The 25,294-nt window shown below is 51.8% G+C and carries 20 protein-coding genes; 15 read left to right on the plus strand and 5 right to left on the minus strand.

The window, feature by feature from the left end; translation table 11 throughout:
- Positions 1 to 114: 114 nt before the first annotated feature.
- Positions 115 to 1,770 (minus strand): AraC family transcriptional regulator, encoded by a 1,656-nt coding sequence (locus tag DQG23_RS00990; protein ID WP_113028926.1) that lies wholly within the window; start codon positions 1,768 to 1,770, stop codon positions 115 to 117.
- Positions 1,771 to 1,919: 149 nt separating this feature from the next.
- A complete protein-coding gene (locus tag DQG23_RS00995; protein ID WP_113029542.1) occupies positions 1,920 to 2,915 on the minus strand; it encodes an ABC transporter substrate-binding protein in 996 nt (331 codons plus the stop codon).
- Positions 2,916 to 3,366: 451 nt separating this feature from the next.
- On the opposite strand from DQG23_RS00995, the gene DQG23_RS01000 reads away from it, so the two are divergent.
- The 7 genes from DQG23_RS01000 to DQG23_RS01030 all read left to right on the plus strand — a co-directional run bounded on the left by DQG23_RS01000 (position 3,367) and on the right by DQG23_RS01030 (position 11,845).
- Entirely contained in the window at positions 3,367 to 5,019 is a 1,653-nt protein-coding gene (locus DQG23_RS01000) for an ABC transporter substrate-binding protein (protein WP_113028927.1), read from the plus strand.
- A gap of 317 nt (positions 5,020 to 5,336) precedes the next feature.
- Entirely contained in the window at positions 5,337 to 6,293 is a 957-nt protein-coding gene (locus DQG23_RS01005) for an ABC transporter permease (RefSeq protein ID WP_113028928.1), read from the plus strand.
- Positions 6,294 to 6,371: 78 nt separating this feature from the next.
- Complete coding sequence (locus DQG23_RS01010; RefSeq protein WP_113028929.1) at positions 6,372 to 7,232, plus strand: ABC transporter permease; 861 nt, start codon at positions 6,372 to 6,374, stop codon at positions 7,230 to 7,232.
- A 26-nt stretch (positions 7,233 to 7,258) separates the two neighbouring features.
- Entirely contained in the window at positions 7,259 to 8,260 is a 1,002-nt protein-coding gene (locus tag DQG23_RS01015) for an ABC transporter ATP-binding protein (RefSeq protein ID WP_238177702.1), read from the plus strand.
- A gap of 1 nt (position 8,261) precedes the next feature.
- Positions 8,262 to 9,272, plus strand: a complete 1,011-nt coding sequence (locus tag DQG23_RS01020) for an ABC transporter ATP-binding protein (protein ID WP_113028930.1) — start codon at positions 8,262 to 8,264, stop codon at positions 9,270 to 9,272.
- Between the two features lie 35 nt (positions 9,273 to 9,307).
- The gene (locus DQG23_RS01025; protein WP_113028931.1) at positions 9,308 to 10,711 is read left to right on the plus strand and encodes a hypothetical protein; all 1,404 of its coding nucleotides are present in this window, start codon (positions 9,308 to 9,310) and stop codon (positions 10,709 to 10,711) included.
- Between the two features lie 129 nt (positions 10,712 to 10,840).
- On the plus strand, positions 10,841 to 11,845 hold the full coding sequence (locus DQG23_RS01030) for a Gfo/Idh/MocA family protein (protein WP_158560235.1): 1,005 nt from the start codon (positions 10,841 to 10,843) through the stop codon (positions 11,843 to 11,845).
- Between the two features lie 215 nt (positions 11,846 to 12,060).
- Here DQG23_RS01030 and xerS read toward each other — a convergent pair whose 3' ends face one another.
- On the minus strand, positions 12,061 to 13,140 hold the full coding sequence (gene xerS / locus DQG23_RS01035; RefSeq protein WP_113028933.1) for a tyrosine recombinase XerS: 1,080 nt from the start codon (positions 13,138 to 13,140) through the stop codon (positions 12,061 to 12,063).
- Positions 13,141 to 13,367: 227 nt separating this feature from the next.
- Here xerS and DQG23_RS01040 point away from each other — a divergent pair, with 227 nt between their 5' ends.
- Positions 13,368 to 13,985 carry a DNA-3-methyladenine glycosylase family protein gene (locus tag DQG23_RS01040; protein ID WP_113028934.1) on the plus strand — a complete coding sequence of 206 codons (618 nt, stop codon included), beginning with the start codon at positions 13,368 to 13,370 and terminating at the stop codon, positions 13,983 to 13,985.
- 22 nt (positions 13,986 to 14,007) lie between these two features.
- On the plus strand, positions 14,008 to 14,691 hold the full coding sequence (locus tag DQG23_RS01045; RefSeq protein ID WP_113028935.1) for a DNA alkylation repair protein: 684 nt from the start codon (positions 14,008 to 14,010) through the stop codon (positions 14,689 to 14,691).
- Positions 14,692 to 14,813: 122 nt separating this feature from the next.
- Here the strand turns inward: DQG23_RS01045 and thrC are convergent, their stop codons facing one another.
- Complete coding sequence (gene thrC, locus DQG23_RS01050; protein WP_113028936.1) at positions 14,814 to 16,211, minus strand: threonine synthase; 1,398 nt, start codon at positions 16,209 to 16,211, stop codon at positions 14,814 to 14,816.
- Between the two features lie 268 nt (positions 16,212 to 16,479).
- On the opposite strand from thrC, the gene DQG23_RS43650 reads away from it, so the two are divergent.
- The 6 genes from DQG23_RS43650 to DQG23_RS01080 all read left to right on the plus strand — a co-directional run bounded on the left by DQG23_RS43650 (position 16,480) and on the right by DQG23_RS01080 (position 21,418).
- Positions 16,480 to 16,875 carry a zinc ribbon domain-containing protein gene (locus DQG23_RS43650; protein ID WP_420330186.1) on the plus strand — a complete coding sequence of 132 codons (396 nt, stop codon included), beginning with the start codon at positions 16,480 to 16,482 and terminating at the stop codon, positions 16,873 to 16,875.
- 145 nt (positions 16,876 to 17,020) lie between these two features.
- On the plus strand, positions 17,021 to 18,406 hold the full coding sequence (locus DQG23_RS01060; RefSeq protein ID WP_420330188.1) for an MFS transporter: 1,386 nt from the start codon (positions 17,021 to 17,023) through the stop codon (positions 18,404 to 18,406).
- A 232-nt stretch (positions 18,407 to 18,638) separates the two neighbouring features.
- Complete coding sequence (locus DQG23_RS01065; RefSeq protein WP_113028938.1) at positions 18,639 to 19,370, plus strand: MBL fold metallo-hydrolase; 732 nt, start codon at positions 18,639 to 18,641, stop codon at positions 19,368 to 19,370.
- 3 nt (positions 19,371 to 19,373) lie between these two features.
- Positions 19,374 to 19,961, plus strand: a complete 588-nt coding sequence (locus tag DQG23_RS01070; protein ID WP_113028939.1) for a TetR/AcrR family transcriptional regulator — start codon at positions 19,374 to 19,376, stop codon at positions 19,959 to 19,961.
- A 72-nt stretch (positions 19,962 to 20,033) separates the two neighbouring features.
- A complete protein-coding gene (locus DQG23_RS01075) occupies positions 20,034 to 20,654 on the plus strand; it encodes a permease (protein ID WP_420330189.1) in 621 nt (206 codons plus the stop codon).
- Between the two features lie 50 nt (positions 20,655 to 20,704).
- On the plus strand, positions 20,705 to 21,418 hold the full coding sequence (locus DQG23_RS01080; protein WP_113028941.1) for a gamma-glutamyl-gamma-aminobutyrate hydrolase family protein: 714 nt from the start codon (positions 20,705 to 20,707) through the stop codon (positions 21,416 to 21,418).
- 171 nt (positions 21,419 to 21,589) lie between these two features.
- Here the strand turns inward: DQG23_RS01080 and pyc are convergent, their stop codons facing one another.
- A complete protein-coding gene (gene pyc / locus DQG23_RS01085) occupies positions 21,590 to 25,057 on the minus strand; it encodes a pyruvate carboxylase (RefSeq protein ID WP_113028942.1) in 3,468 nt (1,155 codons plus the stop codon).
- Between the last annotated feature and the right edge of the window lie 237 nt (positions 25,058 to 25,294).

A 25,294-nucleotide genomic window follows, 5' to 3' on the forward strand; every position in this document is an offset into this window, starting at 1 on the left:
ACGAAAAATCGACAGGCATGAAGGTCCGATTCCTATAGGAGTCGGACCTTTTTTAACTCGTAGTGGTTATGCACGAACCGTGCGATTAGTGGAGAAAACCTTATTGTTATGCTACTATGAGCTTTTCCGCAGCAGCATAGGCAGCACGTCAAGCAGCTTCTCCTTCGTAAGCGCATCGTTCAGGTTCCACATCGCCGCTTCGATCAAGTAAACATGTCCTCGCCGAACGGCAGGGAGAGCTTGCCAAAGCGGGCTGTTCATCAAATCGTTCGCAGCTTGTCTGGAATCCTGATTTTCGTGCAGAAGCATGAACACGCGGTCTCCCGCATAAGCGGGCAGCGATGCGGGCGATATTTCCGTAAAGCCGTGGCCTGCGTCAAGCACCTCTTGAATTTTTTCCACCGGCCGGAAGCCGTTCGGGTGATAAAGCGCGCTGGAGAGTCCGACGCTGCCCATTACGAATAAGCGGTCTCCGTGATCGAAAATAAAGACGGATGCCGTTTCGCCGGGTTCGATGGTGGATTGCAGCTGCTGCCACATGGCGTCCGCCTTCGCATTGTAACCTTTAAGCCAGGTTTCGGCCTCCGCTTTTTTGTCGAGCAGAGAACCGAGCGTTTGCAGCCGCTGATCCAACGGCGCAAAGGAGTTAAACGTCACCGTAGGCGCTATACGCGATATTCGTCTATACTGCGTCTCGTCGGGACTCGCAAGGATGATTAAATCCGGCGAGAGCGAGCTCGATCTCTCGGCGCTGATCGGAAAGCCGACGTCATGCACCAGCTCGATTTGATCTTTAAAAACGGCTCCTTGAACCCATGAAAAAGCGCAGCCGACCGGCTTCACTCCGAGTGCAAGCAAATCGCCGAACGTTTCGCCGTGATAAATGACGCGTTTGGGCTGAGCGGGTATTTCGATTTCATGTCCTGTCCAGTCCTTAACGGTATTTTTGCGCCGCATGAGCTTGGCGTATTGCTTGGGCGTCGTTCCGGTCGTTTGGCGGAAGCGGCGGTTATAGTAGTATTCGTCGGAAAAGCCGACCTGGCGCGCAATTTCCCGCAGAGGCAGGTTGGCATTCAGCAGCAGCTCCTTGGAACGATTAATGCGCAGCTCCGTGAGAAAGTCGAGCGGTTTTTTGCCGGTCAGCTCTTGAAAGATAGGGGTGTACTTCCAATAAGACACATTGGCGATATGAGCGAGCTGTTTGACCGTTATATTGTGCATATAATTATCCTGCAAATAACGGATCGTGCCTTCGACGGATTGCGTGGAATTAGTCGAATGCTCGGACTGATAATTATGCTCGAACAGAAACCCGAGCAGCTCCTGGAAGCGCATATGCTGTTTAAACCATTCGATATCGCAGCGGTCATGCCTTCCGACATAAAGCGTTTCGGCCAGCCGTTCCAGCCGGGAGAACGGATAAGCCGTCAATTCATGACGTTCTTGCAAAAGATGAGCGTTATATAAGGATTGTCCGTCGCGATCGGAACGAACGGCCGTAAACGTGATTTGATAAAAACGAAGGGCGCAGTCGTATCCGTTATCGAATTGCAGAACATCGCCTGGAGCGAGCAAATAACATTTGTCGGGCGATAAATCGAAGGTACGGCTGCCTATATGCAAGCGGCCTTTGCCGTCCGTGACAATCAACAGCTGATGGAGAGCCGCCGTAAGCTCCGGAGATTTCCAGCCGACAGGTCGAATGATCAGCTCCATCTCGGATAAATGAAACAAGAGCGAGCGCAGGGGGGCAGGTTGCCTGTGAGGCATTTGCTTATCCCTCCTTAAAGTGAGAATGATTATCGTTCACATTCATTGTATATAAAATGAAGAAGCTTTTCAACAGGGAGCTGAAAAGCTTCTTTTGGGCGGTATGGTTCGTCATCCGGTCGAATGCCGAGTCAAAGGAAGACAAGTTCTTATTTAGCCGACATCATACGGGGAAGCTCTTCGGTGAGCCAATCCCGGGTAGCTGCGTCGCTGGACGATTTTTCGATATCCATAAAGTACACCTTGCCGTTCTTCACGGCAGGGAGCTCAAGCCAGATTTTGCTTTTCAGCAATTCATCGGTCGACTTCTTTGCTTCGTCGGCAACCGGATTCAGAATAAAGATTCTGTCTCCGGCAAACTCCGGCAGCAGCTCCTGCGAGATTTGTTCGAAGCCTTTGTCGGCATCGAGTACGGCTTGAACCTTAGGCGTCGTCTTAAACCCGTTCTTGTCGTAAATAAATTGCGGAAGTCCCGCGCGAGCCATTACAAACAGCTTGTTTCCGGGATAATAAGTCAGGACGGTTGCCGTTTCACCGGGTTTCATCCCTTCGGCTTGCAGCTTGGCCCACATCGCTTCCGTCTTCTTCTTGTAGGCGGCAAGCCATTCCTCAGCCTTCGCTTTTTTTCCGATAAGCTCTCCGAGCTGAAGCATACGTTCCTCAAGCGGAGCGAACGTATCGAACATGATGGTCGGCGCTATTTTGACGAGAGACTCGTACGCTTTATCATCCGTACTCCCCGTTATGATAAGATCCGGTTTCAGCTCTAGCGCTTTCTCCAAGTTGAGAGGGAAACCGACATCCTCAATTTGCAGCTGTTTCTCGAATATCGCGCCTTTCATAAACGTGTGTCCGCCGCCGATCGGCTTGTAATCCAGCGCTACCAGATCGCCCACCGTCTCGCCAAAAAAGATAAGCCGCTGCGGGGAGGAAGGAATCGTCACCTCATGCCCTTTGTAATCTTTATATTTGCGTTCGGCGGGAGCCGTCGATACCTTCGGCGAAGCGCTTGCGGATGCAGAAGGCGAGACGGCCGGACTGGAAGTCCCTTCGTTCTTGTCGTTATTGCCGCTGCAAGCCAATAATAGAGCTCCCATTAAAGCGGTCATGCCTAATAAAGCAGGTATTCTTGCTGACTTGTTCATGATTTGTTTCCCCCAATTGATCACAATATTATAGATAATGATTCTCATTATCGTCGTAATTATCATAACGAATCGCCAATGGCTTCTCAATGGACAAAGTAAAAGCCGTTCATTTGTTTTGTACAAAAGGCGTACAGCCGTCGGGTACCAGTAAAAATTTATCTCCGCTCGTCGTTCGATTTCCGTTAAACGCACTAGTCCTTTACTTATGCTTACGAAGTCGCTTTCTTCGAAAGCGTTTAGGACGGAGAATCCGATTTTCCTTATAAAACGATAGTTTCGAAGAGTAAATCCCGCAAGCATAATGTGACATGGTCTCACGTATAGATACAGTGTAGGCGGGTACCAAAAACGGTGTGCGAAGCTCCCGCCCGGTTCAATCGTAAGCGGTACCATAGGAGATCGGGTCAGTACCAAAAACTTAGCCAAAACATATACAGGGAGGTTAGCTATGAAAAAAGCGTTTGTCGCGATGTTATCCATCATGTTATTTGCAAGCATCCTGATTTCGTGCACGAAATCGGATTCGAAAGGCGAGACCGGCGGAGGGATCGTAAAATCGACGGCAGCCGTTCCGGATCCGATGGGCGAGAAGGTTTTGCTGGTAGCAGGCGGGCCCGACGATAAATTCGGCGCTTCATGGGCCGACTACGGCGGCTTTCTCAAAACGAATCTTTTTCGAAGATTGCTGATGCTCAATGAAAAGGTAGAGCCGGTAGGAAAGGATCTTGCAAAGGAATTTACGGTTTCTTCAGACGGATTGACTTACACCTTTACGCTCAGGGACGATGTCAAATGGCATGACGGCGTGAAGTTTTCGGCGGAGGACGTCAAATGGAGCCTTGGGATGGCGCTCAAGTCGGCATCCATTAATGCCGTATTTTCCGGAGCTTTCAGCAAGATCGAGGGTGCCGACGATTGGAAAACGGGCAAAGCAGCCGATTTGAAGGGCGTAACGGTCGACGGCAGCAAAATCACGATTAAACTGAGCGAGCCGGTCGGCGTATTCCAGCTCGTCATGGCGCAGTGGCCGCCTTATCCGAAGCATCTGCTCGAAAAAGAGGATCCGGCAAAACTGCATTTATCCGCTTTCTGGGAGAAGCCGATCGGCAACGGACCTTATCGTATTACGGAGGTACAGCCTAACAACTACGCTATGCTGGAGGTTTTCAAAGATTATTACGGCGCGAAACCGAAGATCGAGAAGATCAAGCTGCAAACGATGACCGAAGACAAAATCGTCACGAAGTCGCAAGCGAATCAATTGGACTATATGCAGGTGATGAGCTTGGATCTTGTGAATGAAGCGCTCAAAAATCCGGCGTACAACGCATATCCCGTCGATATTTTCTTCGACCGCTATTTGCAGGCCAATATGACGGGTGCGGACGGCAAAGGCAATAAGAAAATCGCCGATTTGCGCATCAGGCAGGCATTGCTTTATGCGATCGACCGCAAGGCGCTGGCCGAAAAGCTATTCAAGGGTCAAGCCGAGCTGCTCGAAACGAAAATTCCGACGAGAATGCCTGAATTCAACGACAAGGTCGTCAAGTACGAATTCGATGCCGAAAAAGCGAAGAAGCTTCTGAAGGAAGCGAACTTCGACTTCAATCAGACGATCAAGCTGCAGTATTACTATACCGACCAGCAATCCGTCGATCTGATCGATACGATAAAATTTTATTGGGAGCAGGTCGGGGTGAAGGTGGAAACCTCGCTGATGAAAGGCAATCTGCTGGAGCTGATCTATACGAAGCGGGAATACGATTTCCTCTATGCGGGTCTTTCCGCGATGGCGCTTGAGGAAGCCTACGGCTTGTTCCACACCGACAGCCCGCTCGGCATGCAGGTATTGGGCGGCGCCAAAGATAAATGGGATCCGCTTATCGATGAATTGCGGAGGGCGTCCGACCCGCAGAAGCGCAAGGAAGCCGTAGGCAAGCTGCAGGAAATGGAAAGCCAGTTCCTCTGGCATATGCCGCTCTTCTCCATCAAGCAGTATGTTCTCGTCAATGAGGCCAGGCTGAAAACAGCAGGCATCTTCGGCAACGAGTGGACCAACTACGACAGAAAGCAGCAGGATTGGGAGCTGAAGGTCAAGTAAACATGTTCGCACGGTAAGGCGCCAACCGAGCCAGGCGCCTTGCCGTTTTCTTTGGTTTATCGGAAAGTAAATCGTGGGAGTGGCTCTAAACCTCGGTAAACGCGCCTGTCCTTAAAGGACGACGGAGGCGTTTATCCTTGTCTATCTAGACAAATCGAACGTATGTTCGATATCCCGTAAACGCGCCGTATGTAGAAGGCTAAGCAGTTTATTATGATATGGGCGATTCTGCGCCGCGTTTTCCTCTTAGCCTGTAACAACCCGAAGGGTCATGAACGTTTATCCTTGCTTGACGGCATTCCTGAGGAGATGGTCACATGCTCAATTATTTTACGTTCCGGTTTTTATCCATCATTCCGATGCTCTTTCTCGTAACCGTCATCATATTCATCGGCCTGCAGCTGACGCCGGGCGATCCGCTTACTTATTTGATTCCTCCGGAACTATTAGCCTCGGCCAATTTCGATTTGGAGGGGTACAAGAAAGCGATGGGGCTTGACGCCCCCGTATATATCCAGTTTTTCCGCTGGCTGACCGATTTGCTGCAGGGCAAGCTCGGCTATAGTCTAGTGGACGGAAGTAGCATTGCCAAAATGATTTCGAACCGGCTTCCGGCTACGCTTGAATTAGCGGCTGCAGCGCTGATCGTATCGTCGATACTCGGGATTTTGCTCGGCCTGATCTCATCGATCAGACAAAATTCCGCGGCCGACTACGGCAATACGGTCATCGGCATTATCGGCATATCGATACCGGAATTTTTCATCGGCATCATTGCGATTCAAATTTTTGCGATCAAGTTAGGCTGGCTACCTGTCGGCGGGCGATTCGAATATGCGGATTCCGGCTTTGTCGACCGGCTTAGTCATTTGATTATGCCTTCGCTCGTTCTCGGATTTTCGTTAACGGCTGCGCTTATGCGTTATACGCGCGGAACGATGCTCGACGTGCTAGGGAAGGACTATGTCAAAACCGCGCGCAGCAAAGGATTGCCCGAGTGGAAGGTGAATGTGAAGCATGCTTTCCGGAACGCGCTTATGCCCGTCGTGCTGCTCCTATGCTTTCGTCTTCCTCTGCTGATCGGCGGCACGGTCATTATCGAAAGCGTCTTCGGTTGGCCGGGGATGGGCGGGATGATTCTGAACGCCGTATCGGCTAAAGATTATCCGGTCGTCATGATCACAACGATGATGACGGCTTGCATGGTGCTGCTGGCCAGCTTTCTCGTCGACTTGCTGACCGCACTGCTTGACCCGAGGGTTAGGTTCGAGTAGCAGGCAGGAGCTTTTACCCGAGCAAACGCTTTGTAGCTATATTCCGCAATCAATCCATTTGGCAAGGAGGGGAAAAGCATGGGGACGACGGCCGCAAAATCCAGCCTGGCGCTTCGCAACTGGGAGAAGCTCAGCATAAACAAACTGGCGATGGTCGGTTTTGCAATCATCTCGGTCATGATCCTGTGCGCGATACTGGCGCCTGTCCTGTCCTCCTACAAACCGGACGAGATCGATTTAAGCAACCGGCTCATGCCGCCGTCCGGCGAGCATTTGCTCGGAACGGATAAGCTCGGACGAGACGTGTTCGCAAGATTATTGTACGGGGCGCGGGTATCCATTTTGATCGGCTTAAGCGGCGCGCTCGGCGGGGCGTTGATCGGTACGGTGATCGGCTGCTTCAGCGGTTATCTCGGAGGCTGGTTCGATAAAATTACGCTGCGTATTTCGGAAATATTCATGACCTTCCCGCAGCTTATTCTCGTTCTCATTCTGGTTGTGTACATAGGGCAAGGCTTGTTTAATCTGATCCTGATTTTTTCCATTACGGGGTGGACCGGCACGTACCGGCTCGTTCGGGGCAGATTCCTTTCGCTGCGAGAAGAAAATTATGTGGACGCATGCCGCGCGTTCGGGATCGGCGAGCTTTCCATCATGTTCCGGCATATTCTCCCCAATACGCTCAGTCCTGTCATCGTAACGGTTACGCTGACTACGGCGGGATACATTTTGGCGGAATCGGGACTCAGCTTTCTGGGTCTTGGCGTTCCATCCGGCATTCCTACCTGGGGCAACATTATCAATGCCGCCAAAGCGGTCGACGTCATCCGCAACAATCCTTGGTTATGGCTGCCGCCGGGGCTTGCCATTTCACTTTTCGTCATGGGCGTCAATTTCTTGGGCGACGGTCTGAGGGATGTTCTGGATCCCAACCAATAACTTCGAACGGAAGGGGAGACATTCATTTGAGCGCGGATCGCGATGTCATCTTGCAGGTGGAGAAGCTGCAGACTCAATTTCAGGTAGGAAGGCGCATCGTCAAAGCGGTGAACGGCGTTTCGTTTCGCGTCGAAAGGGGCAGGACGCTTGGCGTCGTCGGCGAGAGCGGCTGCGGGAAAAGCGTTACGGCGCATTCGATTCTGCAGCTTTTGCCCAAGCTCGGCAGCATTACGGATGGCAATATCACGTACCATTCGGATAACGGACCGATCGTGCTGAACAAGCTGCGGAAGAACGGCGGCGCCATACGCGCCATACGCGGCAAGGAGATCGGCATGATTTTTCAGGACCCCATGGCTTCTCTAAACCCGGTTTATTCGATCGGCAATCAAATTTGCGAAAATATACTCCAGCACGAAAACGTGTCCAAAAAAGAAGCGGCGGCCCGCGCGGTAGAAATGCTGACGCTTCTCGGCATTCCGAAGGCGGCGGCCCGCCTCAAGGATTACCCCCACCAGTTCAGCGGGGGCATGAAGCAGAGGGTGATGATCGCGATGGCGATGGTATGCCGTCCAAAGCTGCTTATCGCCGACGAGCCGACGACGGCGCTTGACGTTACGATTCAAGCGCAAATTCTCGAGCTGATGAAGGAGGTGCAGGTAAAGTACGGGACCTCCATTATTTTGATCACCCACAACATGGGAATTGTCGCCGAGATGGCGGACGAGATCGCCGTTATGTACATGGGCCGTATCGTGGAATTCGGGACGGTTCGGCAGGTGCTCGGATCCCCGAGACATCCGTATACGAAAGCGCTGCTGAACTCCGTTCCCGTTCTCGGAATCGGCAAAGGGGAGCGGCTGCAAACCATCCGCGGCAGTACGCCCGATCCGTCCGATATGCCCGAGGGCTGCGAATTCGCACCGCGCTGCGATATGGCGACCGAGCGATGCAAGTCCGTACCTGACGAAACGGACCTGGGCGGCGGACACCGCGTAAGATGCTGGAACTGCATGGGAGGCACGTGACATGAACAAGCGGGAAGAGATTATTCTCGATATACGGAATATGAAGAAGTATTATCCGGTCTACAAAGGGCTGTTCAAGAAGGTCGTCGGTCAAGTCAAAGCGGTGGACGACGTGAGCTTGTATGTGCGTAAAGGCGAAACGTTAGGTCTCGTCGGAGAAAGCGGCTGCGGCAAAACGACGCTCGGCAAATGCATCGTCCGCTTGCAGAAGCCTACGTCGGGGGAAATGCGATATCGGCTTGGCGAAGGCGAAATGCGGGATATTCTCAAGCTTGACGGCAGGGAGAGCTTCGAGGCCCGGAGGAAAATTCAAATCGTGTTTCAGGATCCGTATTCGTCCTTGAATCCGGTCAAGACGATTTATGAATCGTTCGACGAGCCGCTTCGCTTGCACCGGATGGGAACGAAAGCGGAGCGGAAGGAAATGATCGCGAGACTGCTCGAGTCGGTCAACTTGCGTGCGGATTATATGTTCCGGTATCCGCATGAATTTTCGGGCGGCCAGCGGCAGCGCATCTGTATCGCCAGAGCGCTTTGCATCAAGCCGGAGCTGATCGTTTGCGACGAGCCGGTGTCGGCGCTCGACGTTTCGATTCAGGCGCAGGTTTTGAATCTCATGAAGGATTTGCAGCAGCAGATGCGGCTGACCTACATTTTCATCGCGCATGATCTCAGCGTCGTCGAATATATGAGCGATCGGATCGCGGTCATGTATCTCGGACAAGTGGTCGAGCTGGCGAGCTCGGAGGAGCTTTACGCTGCGCCTAAGCATCCGTATACCGAAGCGCTGCTCTCGGCCGTCCCGACACCCGAGCTTGACCGTAAAAAGGAGCGGATCGTGCTGAAGGGCGACGTTCCAAGCCCGGTCGACCCGCCGAAGGGCTGCCGCTTTCATCCGCGATGCGCCAAGTGCATAGATATTTGCCGTGTCGAAGCCCCGCCGTTTCGGAAGGCGAAGGGAAAGGAGGATCACTTTGTCGCCTGTCATCTGGCCGATACGGAAGACATTTGATTTGCGATTAAATCTGAAATTGAGGAGGAATGAAAATGAGCAGCCGAAGCAAGGAACCGCTGAAAATCGGCAATCGCGTCGAAATGTTCGTTGACGATTATTTGATCGACCGCATGGAGAAAACGTATTTAAAGCTGAATCCGCCGGAACGGAAGGAAATCGTGCTGAGCATGGAACGTCCTTGGGAGGGACTGGGAAGCGGCGTTTATTCCTGCGTGTTTAAAGACGGAGACAAGTTTAAAATGTACTATCGCGGCACGTTCGATATCAGCTCCGATAAATCGCAGGGGCAATCTTGCTGTTATGCGGAAAGCACGGACGGCATTCATTGGGAACGCCCGGATCTCGGCATTTACGAGCTGCACGGCTCGACGCGAAACAATATCGTCATGCTAGGCTCGATCGCTCATAACTTCAGCCCGTTTATCGACGAGCGCCCGGGCTGTCCGCCCGAGGAAAAGTACAAGGCTGTGGCGGGATATGCGCCAGAGGGGCTGTTCGCTTTCGTTTCGGAGGACGGCTTGCATTTCAAACCGTACCGGGAAGAGCCGATCATTAAGAAAGGGGCCTTCGACTCGCATAATCTCGTGTTCTGGGACCCGAACAAGGATTGTTATGTGTGCTACTCGAGATATTTCGCCTCGACGCAATCGGCAAACATCGACGCGCCCGAGGATTCGGCGATATTTTTGGGAGTCAGAGCCGTTCAAAATTGCACCTCCCCCGACTTCGAAAATTGGACGGAGCCGCAGCCGAACGTTTACGACAGGGACGTACCGCTGGAGCATTTCTATACGAACGCATCCATTCCTTGCCCGGGAACCGAGCATATTTATCTTTCCTTCCCTATGCGGTTTATGCCCGAGCGGCATAAGGTACCCGAGCATGTAAAGGTGGGAGTATCGGATAACGTCATCATGTCGAGCCGGGACGGCGTGAGATGGAAGCGCCCGTTTCTTGAAGCATGGATGAGGCCGGGGCTTGACCGCCGAAATTGGACGCAGCGAAGCTTGATGCCGGCATGGGGCATTCTCGAAACTTCGCCGGAGGAATTTTCGATGTACGTTAACGAGCATCAGCAATGGGACGATTGTTATATTCGCAGGGTTACCGTGCCTCGCCATCGTTTCGCGTCCGTTCACGGCGGCTATCGCGGCGGCGTGTTCACCACGAAGCCGATTCTGCTTGAAGGAAACTCGCTGTACCTTAACTATGCAACCTCGGCGCCGGGCTCTATCCGCGTAGGCGTTATCGACGAAACGGGCTGGCCCGCTTCTTATTTCAGCCCGGAGGATTGCGACGTTATGTTCGGCGACGAGCTGGAAGGGAGAGTAACATGGCGCGGAAGCTCCGATCTGTCGAGATTTGCCGGGAAAACCGTAAGGCTCAAGTTCGAGCTTAAGGATGCCGACGTTTATGCGCTGCGGATAGGCGATTGAGGATGTTAATGACGCCGTTTGGAGCCTATACAATGGGCATCACTTCCATGTATGATATTGATGAATACGATCGATCCAAGAAAATGGCGGGTATTCCGGCCATTTTGTCAAGAGAACGAGGGGGAAGTTATGTATCAAGCAGCGATAATCGGCCTCGGAAATATCGGCTTACAATTCGACATTCCACGGAAAGCGATGCCGCAAAGTCACGCATTAGCCTATATGCTTAATCCTGACATCGAATTGGCTGCCGGTGTAGGCGTCCGACAGGAGCAAGGAGACAAATTGGCGCAAATCGCGCCGAATGCGAAGTTTTATACGGCTTTGCCAGCCATGCTGCAAAATCATAAGCTCGATATCGTGAGCATCTGTACGCCGTCGCATGTCCGATCGGAGGTGCTGAAGGCCGTGCTGGAGAACTCGGAGGCCAAAGTGATTTTTCTGGAGAAGCCGGTCGCCGTCAGCCTGCGGGAGGCGGAGCAAATCGCGGCTATGCTTGATAGGCATCGCAATCGAACCGTACTCGTCAATTTGTCGAGGAGGTGGAGCGAAGGCGCCGCTCAAATTCGGGAGGCTGTACGATCCGGGCGTTACGGCAAGCTGAAAAAAGTTCATTTGCGCTATACGCGCGGCATCTACAATTACGGCTCGCACTTGTTCGATCTGGTCCGTTTTACGGCAGGGGCGATGGAGCAAGTGCGGGTGCTCGAGCAGGTACCGACGAATTTGGACGACCGGGAGGATTGGACGTACTCGTTTACTTTTCGTATGCAAGGCGGGGCAACCGGTTATGCGGAAGCTTTCGACGACCGGGATTTTCTTATTTTCGAGATGGATCTGTATTTGGAGCACGGCAAAATCGAAATGTTGAATACCGGAGACGAGATAAGATTTTATACGACTGAACGGCATGCCATGCTTAACGGATTCCGGAATCTGGTTATGGAAAAGGCGGAGACCGGCTTGCTCAGCAAGTCCAGCAATATTCAGAATGCGGCGGCGCATATTGTCGAAGTACTTCGAGACGGCGCCGCTCCGATCAGCTCCATCGAGGATGGCATCTATCCGATGGTTGTAGCGGAAGCACTGCTAAAGTCTCGACGTAACGGCGGTGCGGAAGTAAACGTTCGATAAGGGGAACCGTGCGTTCGCCTACCGGTCGTGCCGGAAGAGGCCGATACGATGCCGGAATATATTTGAGTAGCGCTGCTGAACGTACGAAAGAAGCCTATTCGCCAAACGGCGAGTAGGCTTCTTCATTGTGCGTTGCTTTGCGTCCGAGCGCAATTGTCGGCTATGAAGCAGGTGCTTTACAGCCGGCAAAATGGAGAACAAAACCTGAGATGCCGCTAATCTTTCCTGTTATCGATCGCCTCGGCCATCGTTTTATCCGTCAGATGAGCGTAAATTTGCGTCGTTTCGGGCGAGGCGTGTCCGAGCTGCTCCTGCGTTTTGTACAAGTCGTTGCTGAGGTAATAATCGGTCGCAAACGAATGGCGGAGCTTATGCACGCTCAAATAAGGCTTGCCGAACCTTTTGGCGTATTTGATCACCATCTCCTGAATCGCCCGCTTGGTCATGCGTTGTCCTTCGGTTTTGCCGTTTGCGATCGCTACGAACAACGCTTTTTCCCGTTTGGCCGGCTTGTAACGGAACTGGCGCTGCTCCAAATACGCAGTCAGATCGTCGATAGCTTCCTGCCGGAAGTAGACGGGGGTTTTGAACGTGTCGTCGTTTTTACCCTTTCGATAAACGTAAGCGAGCTTTTTTTTGAGATCGATGTCGTCGACATTCAGGTTGACCACTTCGGAAACGCGCAGTCCCGAATTGAGGATAAGCGTGATGATGCAGGCGTCCCTTGTTTTGTTAAGCTCATAGGAGTAGATCGCCTGCTTGTTCGTCGCGGCGTCAACGCCGTAGCCTTCATGCACGTAACCGATAAATTCGCTGATCTCATGCTCCTGAAGCAGCTTGCCTTCCAGCTTCACAGCGGTGTCCTTGGGCTTATGCGTGCGCTTGATTTCCACCTTGGCCATAACGTTCCGCTTGAGCAGCGGGTAAAAATTTTCGTCCTCGGCGATTTGGCTTAAGTAGTGGAACAAGGACCGAAGCGAGGACAGCTTCCGCGAAATTGTCGTTTTCGTATTGGCATGCTCGGGCTTGGTAAGCAGAAACATCCGGAAATGATCGATCGTTTCCATATGCAGCTTCTCCAAAACCTCGATCGGCACATCGCGAATGGCGGGTCCTTCCGTTAGCCCTTCCGCTATCAGCCAGCCTAAAAACGTTTCATAATCCCGCAAATATTCGAGCAGGGAGGAAGGCGACAGGTCGGGCAGCTTATAGTGAATAAATTTATCGATATACCAGGGCATCGATGGCAGTTTTTTCTCAAGCTCTTGCCGGTCTTTGATTTTAATTACGTTCATCGGCTTCTCCTCGTATATGTATTTCCTCTATTATAGGAAAGAGCGGGCAGGATTCCAATCCTTTTGCATCCGGCGATGCGGATTCGATATCTTGCGAATATATTCGGTAATCGGAACAGACGGTGTTTTATGAGGTATAGTAGAAGTAAGCTCGCTCCGCTAACGGAGCGGGAAACGATCGCGCATGCACCGGGTAGATCATAGAGCGGGCGGGAAAGGGAAAAAGGATGGCAAGTTTAACGACGAAATTTTTCGACTACGGGCGTGAAGAAACGGATTATTTAACAAACGCGGACGAAGCGCTCGGCGCTGCGATCAAGCGAATGGGAAAGGTCGAACGAGTCGTGATTCCGGATTTGTTCACCGCGCTCGTCCATGCGATCGTAGCCCAGCTTATTTCGGCCAAAGCGGTTCGCACGATTTGGGATCGGATGTTAAACAGGTTCGGGGAAATCTCACCGTTGCATTTGGCCGCCCAGACGGCCGATTCGATCCAAAGCTGCGGAATCACGATGAAAAAGGCGCTGTGCATTCAGCGTATCGCCCAAACCGTTGCGTCAGGCGTTTTTCTGCTGGACGAGCTGAAGGAGCTGCCGGATGCGGAGGTTATCAAAAAACTGACGGCGCTGGACGGCGTCGGACGTTGGACGGCCGAAATGCTGCTCATCCACGCCTTGGAGCGCCGCGACGTCGTCAGCTGGGGCGATATCGCCATTCGCCGGGGCATGATGAAGCTGTACGGTTTGCCAACCATAACGAAAGAGCAGTTTGAAAAGTATCGGCATTCGTACTCGCCGTACGGTTCCGTAGCTTCCATCTACTTATGGGAACTATCGTTCGAATAACGGATCGACAAGGGGCGGTTTGATGAATCCAAAGATGAAAGAGCAGCTGCTCGATCTGGCCGACGAGAACTATCGGAAATTTTCCGCGTCGCTGATCCCGAACATAAACAATGTGTTGGGCGTCCGGCTGCCGGAGCTGCGTAAAATCGCGCGAAAAATAGCCGCCGGCGATTGGCGGAACTATCTGGCGCAAGCCGATAGCGATTATTTCGAGGAAATCATGCTGCAAGGCATGGTCATCGGTTATGCAAAATCGGATATTGAAGAAATTTTGCGCTATACGGCGGATTTTATTCCGAAAATCGATAATTGGTCGGTATGCGACAGTTTTTGTGCGGGGCTGAAGTTCACGATCCCGCATCGGGAACGGGTATGGGCATTCTTGCAGCCTTATCTGCGCTCCAGTCAAGAATATGAAATTCGTTTCGGCGTTGTTATGCTGCTGGACTTTTATATTGATGCCGAATATATGAAACGGGTTTTTCAATTGCTGGATGAGGCGAAGCATGAGGGCTATTATGTCAAAATGGCGGTCGCTTGGGCGCTGTCCATCTGTTATGTGAAGTTGCCCGAGCCAACCTTGGCTTATTTGCAGAGCAATACTTTGGACGATTTCACGTTTAACAAGGCGCTTCAAAAAATTACGGAGTCATACCGCGTCGATCCGGAAGCCAAGAAAATGATCCGCGGCATGAAGCGAAAATAAGCCCTTAAGGCAAAAAAGGTCCGCAGCAGGTGAATAGTATTCCTGCCGCAGACCTTTTATTTTAAATATAAGGAATCTCCTTGTGGAAGCGATGAATGGCGGGAGCCAATCGGTCAACCTAATTAGTTGCCGTTATAAAAAGCCTTCAGCTCGCGAACGACCGACTCAAGCGAGCCGTCAACCCGCGTTTGGCGCTGCGGTTTCTCGAACAGTGCGGAAATTTGCTCCGGAAACTGCTGCTCGATACCGCAAAGCTCGATCGCTTCGTTAAATTTCGCAGGATGTGCGGTTGCGAGGGATATCGTCAAGCCGCCTTCCGTTTCATACTTGTCGGCTGCCGCTACGCCGCAAGCGGAATGCGGGTCAAGCAAATAGCCCGAAGCCGCCTCGTACTTTTTGATCGTATCGAGACATTCCTGTCCTAACACGCCGTGTGCGCCGAACTCCGCTTGTACTTTGGCAAGCGCTTCGCCGGTAATGACGATTTCGCCTTCGCTCTTGAATGTCTCCATCAAGAAGCGAATTTGGGCTGCGTCCTCGCCTAGTACATAGTAGAGGTAACGCTCAAAGTTGCTGGCTACCTGGATGTCCATCGAAGGGCTGTAAGTCGTGCGGAAATCGCCAGGCTTATAAACACCCTCAAGAACAAAACGCTCCAAAATATTATTTTCGTTCGTGGCGAGAATCAGCTTGTCGACCGGCAGCCCCATCCGCTTGGCCAAATAACCGGCGAAAATATCTCCGAAGTTGCCTGTCGGCACGCTGAAGCTGACCTGCTTCACCTCGGTTTCCTTCGTCACCTGGAAGTAGGCGTAGAAATAATAAACGGTTTGCGCCATAATGCGCACGAAGTTAATCGAGTTGATGGCGGCAAGGTGGTTGCTTGCTTTGAAGTCCAAATCGGCGAACAAATCCTTGATCATCCGCTGGCAATCGTCGAAATTGCCGTCTACCGATAAATTCAGCACATTGTCGTCCTGAACGGTCGTCATTTGCAGCTCCTGCACTTTGCTTACTTTGCCGTGCGGATGAAGGATGCAAATCTTAATGCCTTTTTTGCCCTTGACGCCCTCGATGGCGGAAGCTCCGGTATCGCCCGAGGTTGCGCCCAAAATGTGAATCTTCTTATTTTGCTTCGCAGCGACATACGTATATAGTTGACCCATAAATTGCAGGGCGATATCTTTAAAAGCGAATGTAGGGCCGTGGAACAGCTCCAGCAAATACAAATCATCTTTCAATTTGCGGACCGGCGTCACTTCCGGATGACGGAAAGTTGCATAACTTGCGTTCACAAGCGCCTTCAGATCCTGCTCCGGAATTTCCCCGTTCGTAAAAAGCGCGAATATTTCCAGCACCAGCTCCTGATAGCTCAGCTCCTGCCATTTTTGCAGCGTCTCCGGAGAAACGGCCGGAATTTCATTAGGCACCAGCAATCCGCCGTCATCGCCGAGGCCCATCATAAAAGCGTCGATAAAGCCAATATTGCTTACATTTCCTCTTGTACTGATAAACTCCATTCGTAATTCCTCCTACTAGGGCACAATTAACAATTTGATTATTCCATCATAACATCGTTTGCGTAAATAATCGACGCCACTTTCAAAGATCCGGAGCAAGAAATGCTTTATATGAATATTCGCGAAGCAAAATAATGTCAAGATTGTTCTTGACCGTACCGGCTGGTAAAATCAGGGTATACTCAAAGATTCGCAACCATGCATTTTTATCCCGTACAATACAATGGAACGTTATCGACATTTATTGTGACCGGAAGGGAGTAACGATATGATAGAATGTCCGTGGTGCAGTAAACAAGTCCGGCTTCAAGAGCATATTTGCCCCGCATGCAAGCACGAGGTGCTGCCCGAGCATTTGGACGCAGCCTTGAAAGAGGCTGATCCAGAGAGTGCGGAATGGGAAGAGCAGGATCAAGATATGAGCCTTGAAGAAATGATAACGAACCGGTTTACGTGCTCCAAGTGCAGGCAAAACGAATGCAAAATAAAAGAAGTTGCGATGAGCGGCACCGGAATCAGCAAAATATTCGATATCGAGCACAATCACTATATTTTCGTATCCTGCATGAATTGTGGATATGTGGAAGTGTATGATCCGGATATATGGTACGGCAAAAAAACGGGGAAACTGGGGACTGTTATGGACGTATTATTCGGACGCTAATGCTATCAGACTTATCCTTACCTCTTATTTTTATTTGATGAATACATTGACAAAACGGCTTCGCCTTATCATAATTGGTAAACAAATATGTATAAAATGTATCAAAAACAGGCGTGTTAGCATGCCCATGAGAAGAGGAATGCCGATGCAGCAAACAGTCAACTCGAACGCCGGAGATAAATTGCTTCGCGTTCTCATGTTTACACTTGTCATCTCCGTCATGAATGCATCGATGTTTAATGTCGTCCTGCCGGTTATAAGCAAGCAGTTTGATTTAACGCCGTCTCAGGTGAGCTGGATCGTTACAAGCTACATGATCGTGTATGCGATCGGTTCCGTCACGTTCGGGAAGCTGGCCGATAAATACCGATTGAAGGACTTGCTGACGTTCGGCCTTCTGTTCTTCGCGGCAGGTTCTGTCGTCGGGATGGCGGCCACCGAATATTGGATGATCATTGCCGGACGAATTTTGCAGGCGACTGGCGCCTCGGTGATTCCGGCGACTGCGATGATCGTGCCCGTACGTTATTTTGCGCCCGAGAAGCGGGGAAGCGCGCTTGGGACCGTCGCAGTCGGTCTGGCTCTCGGTACGGCGATCGGTCCGATCGTTTCCGGCTTCGTTACAAGCGTGGCAAGCTGGCGTTTTTTATTCGCCATTTCGATCTTTTCGCTGCTGACGCTTCCGTATTACCGCAAATATTTGGACGATACCCGCGGGGCGGTCGGCAAAATCGATTTCATCGGCGGCATCTTGCTTGCCGGAACGGTAGCCGCCATGCTTCTGGCGATTACGCAAATGAGCCTTTGGCTTTTCCTCTCGGGGGCGGCACTACTGGCGTTGTTCCTGGCGAGAATTCGTTATGCCAAAGAGCCGTTCGTAAAGCCTTCTATTTTTCGAAATAAGCAGTATACACTTGGCTTGATCGTCGCATTCGTGATGACCGGGCTAAGCTTCGGAATTCCGTTCATGACGCCGCAGCTGTTGTCGAGCGTTAACCACATGTCGCCTGCTTTCATCGGCTTCGTCATGTTTCCGGGAGCGATCATGTCCGCTTTAATGGGACGCAAGGGCGGCAAGCTGGCTGATCAAAAAGGCAACCCGTTTCTTGTTTTTTCTGCGGCTTCCCTTATTTTTGCCGGATTTATCAGTTTATCATCCATCGTCGGCATGTCGCCGGTTATTATCGCTATATGTCTCATATTCGGCAATGTCGGGCAAACGTTTATGCAAATCGCGATGTCGAACACGGTTTCGCGCACGCTCTCCAAAGAGGAGGTCGGTGTCGGTATGGGCATGCTGTCGATGCTGAATTTCATTTCCGGGGCTACCGCGACCGCCTTGATCGGCAAAACGCTCGATTTCGGAGCCGTGACTCATTGGAATCCGCTTGCGCACAATAACGAGGCATTCGTTTACAGCAACATTTTTCTCGCGCTCGCGATTTTGGTTGTGCTTGTTACGACTTTCTACTATATGCAGTTCGGCGGTGCGGGGAAAAGACTTCGGGCCGAACGAAACGCAGCGCAATAAAGGCCGGGAGCTGTTTCCCGGTCTTTTTTATGATGGTATACGCCCGCAAATCAGGCGCTGGATAAAGGAATTCATCGCGAACCGAAAAAAATGTTGCAAAACTAATGGTATTAGTTATAATAAAACTAACGATATTAGTTTAATGACTAATATCAATAATAAAAAGTGAAGTCGAGTTAAACGACAAATTCCTTTAATCAGCTAACGATGATAACGAACGGAGGATGTTCATATGAGAGTGATAAAAGAAATGACGGTTACCCAATTGACGTTTATGCCCAGGTTGTTTCCTGTAAATTGTTATATTGTCGAGGAGGAGGACGGACTGACCTTGATCGATGCCGCCTTGCCTTACAGTGTGAAGGGGATTTTAAGAGCGGCGGCCGCTATCGGAAAGCCGATTACGCGTATTGTCCTCACTCATGCGCACGGCGACCATGTAGGGGCGCTGGATGCACTCAAGCGTGAGCTGCCGAACGCCGCGGTTCATATTTCGGCTCGCGACGCACGGCTGCTTACCGGTGACGCGACGCTCGATCCGGGCGAGCCCAATCGGCCGATTCGCGGCGACGTGCCCAAAAACGTGCAAACAAGAGCAGACCGCTTACTTCAGGACGGAGACCGCATCGGCTCGCTGCTCGCATTGGCGGCACCCGGGCATACGCCGGGCTCGATGGCTTTTCTGGATACCCGCTGCGGCGCTTTGATTGCGGGAGACGCGTTCCAAGTAAGAGGCGGTATGGCTGTTTCCGGACAGCTGCGCCCATTGTTCCCGTTTCCCGCCATGGCTACTTGGAGCAAGGAGCTTGCATTGGAGAGTGCGCGAAAGCTGCAGCAAAACCGTCCGACTCTTCTTGCCGCCGGTCACGGGCGCATGCTGAATCGGCCTGAAGAAGCGATCGGCCGCGCAATAGCCGATGCGGAGCGGAATCTTGCCAAATCCATGATAGCAAAGGAGCAGTAAGCTATGTCGAACAGAGTAAGACTTGACCTGCCGACCATCGTTATGGCGGCTGCGGAAATCGCCGATACGAAAGGAATTGCCGAAGTAACGCTGGCATCGCTCGCGCAAAAGCTGAATGTCCGTTCTCCTTCGTTGTATAACCATATAAACGGACTTCCCGGGCTCCGCAATAAACTGGCCATATACGGCCTTACGATGCTGAATGGGGAACTGACGAAAGCCGCCGTAGGGCGCTCCGGAGACGATGCGGTTCGCGCCTTCGGCAAAGCCTATATCGCGTTTGCGCGTGCTCATCCGGGATTATATGAATCTACGCTGCTGCCGCCGGACAGCTCTGACGCGGAGTATGTCCGTGTGGGCGAACAATCCGTCGAGCTCGTGTTGAGCGTGCTTCGGGAATACGGGCTGAAGGATGAAGCCGCTCTGCATGCCGTAAGGGGGCTGCGCAGCGTGCTGCACGGCTTCGCCTCGCTTGAGCAGAAGGGCGGTTTCGGATTGCCGCTGAGCTTGGATATAACGCTTGAGCTGCTGATCGATACGTTTTTGGCAGGAATGCGGGCGTTGAATGCAGAAGGCGGCAAGCATTCGTAAGGATTGTGGGAGGCGATCTTATGAGCTTTATTGTATTCATGCTGTTGTTTACAGTAGGCTGCGGCTGGCTGGATGCTAAATTGCGCAAATCTGCTGGAAGGGGATGAGGGGAGTATGTTCGCCGGCCATTTCGGCTTAGCCGCTGCCGTGAAAGCAAAAACGCCCGAGGTTCCGCTTTGGGCGCTTATGCTTGGCACCCAGCTGCTTGACGTCGCATTTGTCCCGCTTTTTATAGCCGGAATCGAAACGATCGAACCGGTTGAGGGCGGAGGATACGGAGCGCATTTGATTCATGCCGATTATACGCATTCCTTGCTCTGTGCGCTGCTAGTAACGATTATCGCCGGATTGCTGGCTGCAAAGCGTTGGGGCAAAAAAGGCGGGCTTGTTTTCGGCTCGATCGTTTTCAGCCACTGGCTGCTAGACCTCGTCGTACATCGCGCCGATTTGCCTCTATTGCCGGGTAACGCGGGGAATTTTCCGGTTCTTGGATTAGGGATGTGGAAATATCCTTATATGACGATCGCTATGGAAGCAGTGCTCATAACGGCAGGAATCATCATGTATAAACGCTCGGTCGCATTTTCGGCCGATAACACGGTAAGAGGGAAGCCCCTGCGTTTGGCCGCAATCGCAGCCATGTCTGTATTTCTTGCCGCCGCGCTTGCCGCGGATGTGCTCGGGATCGGTTGAGCCTTTAAAGGCGGCGGTTCGCTGCCATAAAATGAAACGGGGGATAAACGATGAAGCCGATCATTGCGATTACGCCTAACTTAGATGAGGAGCTTGCGACGCTTAAGCACGCGTATGCCGATTGCGTCGTAAAAGCCGGAGGAATTCCCGTTATGATCCCTTTCGGTATAAGCGAAAACGATATAGCACAGCTGGCCGGACTTGCGGACGGGCTTCTGCTTTCGGGCGGTGCCGACGTCGATCCAAGCAGCTTCGGCGAGTCGCCCCACCGCGAGCTGGGGCGGGTGACGCCGGAGAGAGACCGGGTCGAATTCGGACTGACCCGGGAATTCGTCAAGCGCGACAAACCGATTTTCGCGATTTGCCGCGGTATACAAGTGTTAAACGCCGCGCTAGGCGGCAGCCTGTATCAAGATATCGCTTCGCAATGTCCCGGCTCGCATCAGCATACCCAAAAGGCGTCGAGAAGCCATCTATCCCATACCGTCGCGGTGGAGGAAGGCAGCTTGCTGCACCGAATCGCCGGTACGGGCGAATTCAAGGTTAACAGCTTTCACCATCAGTCCATTAAACGGCCGGCTCCGGGCCTGCGTATAACGGCGAAGTCCGCGGACGGCATAGTAGAAGCGCTTGAAGGGGAGAGCCATTCGTTTACGCTCGGAGTACAGTGGCATCCGGAGGATACGGCGGCAGCGGATGATGTTTCGCGAAGCTTGTTTGAGGCTTTCGTAGCGTCTTGCCGTAAGAGCGGGAAGTCATCATGACGACGTTCACTGGGATTTAGAGCTGCTTCTACGATATACGCTCTTATAAAATGAAAAACGTGCTGCCGATCCGCATCGGTAGCACGTTTTGTTTTTTCAAAAGGATATTTCTTAAAAGGATGAAAAGCGATTGTAAACGGTCAGCGTTCAAAACGCCGACAGCCGGTGCCTTTAGTTTTTCGGTTCCAGTACGATCAACAGATCGCCGGATTCGATAAACTCGTCGGCCTTCACGAGCACTTCCTTGACCGTTCCGGCCAGCGGCGCTTGAATAACCATTTCCATTTTCATCGCTTCGCTGACGAGAAGAGGATCGCCTTTTTTCACTTCGTCCCCGACTTTGACTTTTACGTTCAGAACCTTGCCCGGCATGCTTGCCCCGATATGTCCCGGATTGCCGGCATTGGCTTTCTCTTTGTGAAGGACGGTTACTTTGGCGGAGGCGTCGCGGACCGGAATTTCACGCGGCTGGCCGTTCATTTCGAAATAAATGATACGGTGTCCGTCAGGCTGAATGTCTCCGACCATAACGAGCTTGACGATCAGCGTTTTCCCTTGCTCGATGCTGATGGCGACTTCCTCTCCTACGGCAAGGCCATAAAAGAAGGTAGCGGTATCGAGCACGGATAGATCGCCGAAATCTTCCGCTTTCTTCAGCATGTCCTGGTACACTTTCGGATACATGATGTAGGACATCAGGTCGTAATCGGTAATTTCGCGGTTATGCTCCTTCTCCAGCTTGACGCGAAGCTCGTCAAGATCGACAGGAGGCAGCAGCTCGCCCGGACGACGGGTGAAATAATCGCGGCCTTTCACGATAATCTTGCGCAGCTCCTCCGGGAATCCGCCTTGCGGCTGACCCAGATATCCTTGGAACATTTGTACGACGGATTCAGGGAAGTCGAGCGTTTCCCCTCTTTCCTCGACATCTTTCGGCGTTAAGTTGTTTTGCACCATGAACAGGGCCATATCGCCGACGACCTTGGACGAAGGCGTTACCTTGACGATGTCGCCGAACATTTGGTTAACGGTGCTGTACGCTTCTTTCACTTCTTCCCAGCGTCCGCCAAGTCCGACGGAGTTGCTTTGCTGCTGCAGGTTGCTGTACTGGCCGCCCGGCATTTCGTGACGGTAAATTTCCGCGCTGCTTGCCTTCATGCCCGATTCGAAAGGAACGTAGAAGTTACGAACGTCCTCCCAATAATCGGACAGCTTCTGGAATGCGCGGTCATCGAGACCAGTAGCGCGATCTTCGTGCTCCAGGGCAAAAATGAGCGAATTCAAGTTCGGCTGGGACGTCATGCCCGACATGGATCCGAGCGCCGTATCCACGATATCGACGCCTGCTTCTACGGCTTTCAGCAGAAGCGCGCCGCCGTTTCCGCTCGTATCGTGCGTATGAAGGTGGATCGGAATGCCAACCTCTTCCTTCAGCGCTTTGATCAGCTGGTAGCCTGCGTACGGCTTAAGGAGAGAGGCCATGTCCTTGATCGCAAGAATATGAGCGCCCGCTTTCTCAAGCTCCTTCGCCATGTTGATGTAATATTTGAGATTGTATTTCGAACGGTTCGGATCGAGAATATCGCCGGTATAACACATCGCGGCTTCGGCGACTTTCCCTGTTTCGTTCACCGTATCGATAGCCAAACGCATGTTGTCGATGCTGTTCAAGCTGTCGAAAATACGGAAAACGTCGATGCCTGCAGTAGCGGAGGCATGAATAAACTTTTTGATGACATTGTCCGGATAATTCGCATAACCGACCGCATTCGCTCCGCGGAACAGCATTTGGAACAAGACGTTAGGAATTTTTTTGCGCAGCTTGATCAGGCGTTCCCACGGATCCTCATTCGAGAAGCGCATGCAAGTATCGAACGTAGCGCCGCCCCACATTTCAAGAGAGAACAAATCATTCGCAAGTTTGCCCGTTTCTTCCGCAATATTGAGCAGATCGTACGTACGGACGCGGGTCGCAAGGAGCGATTGGTGAGCGTCGCGGAACGTCGTGTCGGTCACAAGAACGCGTTTTTGCTCGCTGATCCACTGAACGAGACCGTCAGCGCCTTTCTCATCCAAAATTTGCTTCGTACCCGGAATGTAAGCCTGCTTCAATGGAACTTTTGGAATGCGGACCTCATCAAAAGCAGGCTTTTTGTTGAGCTTAGGAATGCCCGGATGACCGTTGACGGTCGTAAGGCCGATATATTTCAGCAGCTTCGTGCCGCGGTCTTGCTTCTGGACGAATTCGAACAATTCCGGCTTCGTATCGATGAACGAAGTATTGTAGTTTCCGACAAGAAAATCGGGGTGCTGAACAACATTTTCCAGGAATGGAATGTTAGTTTTAACGCCGCGGATTCGGAACTCTTTCAGCGTACGCAGCATTTTGCGTGCGGCTTGCTCGAATGTGTTCGCATACGTCGAAACTTTAACGAGCAGGGAATCATAGTGAGGCGTAATGTTCGCCCCCACGCCGCTGTTGCCGGTGTCCAGGCGGACGCCGAAGCCGCCGCCCGAACGGTAAGCGACAATACGTCCCGTATCCGGCACGAAGCCGCGATCCGGATCTTCCGTCGTAACCCGGCTTTGAATGGCGAAGCCGTTAATCCGGATAGCCGATTGCGAAGGAATGCCGATTTGCTCGTCCGATAAAGCGTAGCCTTGGGCAATTCGGATTTGCGATTGAACGATGTCGATATCCGTAATGAGCTCGGTAATCGTATGCTCAACCTGAATGCGCGGGTTTACTTCGATGAAATAAAAGCTGCCGTCGCCCGTTACGAGAAATTCTACGGTTCCTGCGTTGATATAACCGGACTTAACCGCAAGCTGAAGGGCGGATTCGCAAATGCTGTTCCGCTGTTCGTCCGATAAAGTCAAGCTTGGAGCGACTTCGACGACCTTCTGGTAGCGGCGTTGAATGGAGCAGTCACGCTCGTATAAATGAACGGCATGCCCGTAGCTGTCGGCGAGGACCTGCACTTCGATATGTTTCGGATTTTCAAGATATTTTTCTACGTAAACGGCTTCATTACCGAACGCGGATTTGGCTTCGGAGCGCGCTCTTTCAAGGGCCGGCTGCAGTTCATCCGCATTGCGGACGATCCGCATGCCTCTTCCGCCGCCGCCTGAAGCCGCTTTAATAATGACCGGGTAACCGTGCTCTTTGGTAAACAGCATCGCCTCTTGCAAAGAAGCGATCGGCTCGCTGGTGCCCGGAATGACTGGAATTTCGGCTTGAATCGCCATCTGACGCGCGATGACCTTGTCGCCGAACATGCGGATATGCTCCGACTTCGGTCCGATGAACACGATGTTTTCTTCTTCGCAGCGTTTGGCAAACTGCTCGTTCTCGGCCAGAAAGCCATAACCCGGATGAATGGCATCGACATCATGGCGTTTGGCCACTTCCAAAATTTCCTCAATGTCGAGATAAGCTTCAATAGGTCCTTTACCTTTGCCGATCAAGTATGCCTCGTCTGCTTTAAAGCGGTGAAGCGCAAGGTTATCCTGCTCGGAGTAGATCGCGACCGTTTGGATGTTTAGTTCGGTACATGCCCGGAACACCCGAATGGCAATTTCTCCGCGATTGGCTACCAGAATTTTTTTGAACGTTCTGATCTTCCTTACATTACTCATAAGATACTCGTTCCTCCGATGATCGTTCGTTTTAGTCTTTATCGCTTTGCTGCAACAAATAAATAAAAAGCAAATTGCCCAATTATGATTATCATAACACGAAACCATTTTAGTATGACATATTAAATTTATAATAGTCGAATAATTGACAGCGGACAAAGCGGGATACTATGAAAAAACGAACGTATTTTCCGACTCTCCGGCTGTTGAACGGGTTGGGAATGAAGAGCTATGATG

Origin of the sequence: Paenibacillus contaminans, assembly GCF_003285015.1 — a bacterium.
GTDB lineage: Bacteria > Bacillota > Bacilli > Paenibacillales > NBRC-103111 > Paenibacillus_V > Paenibacillus_V contaminans.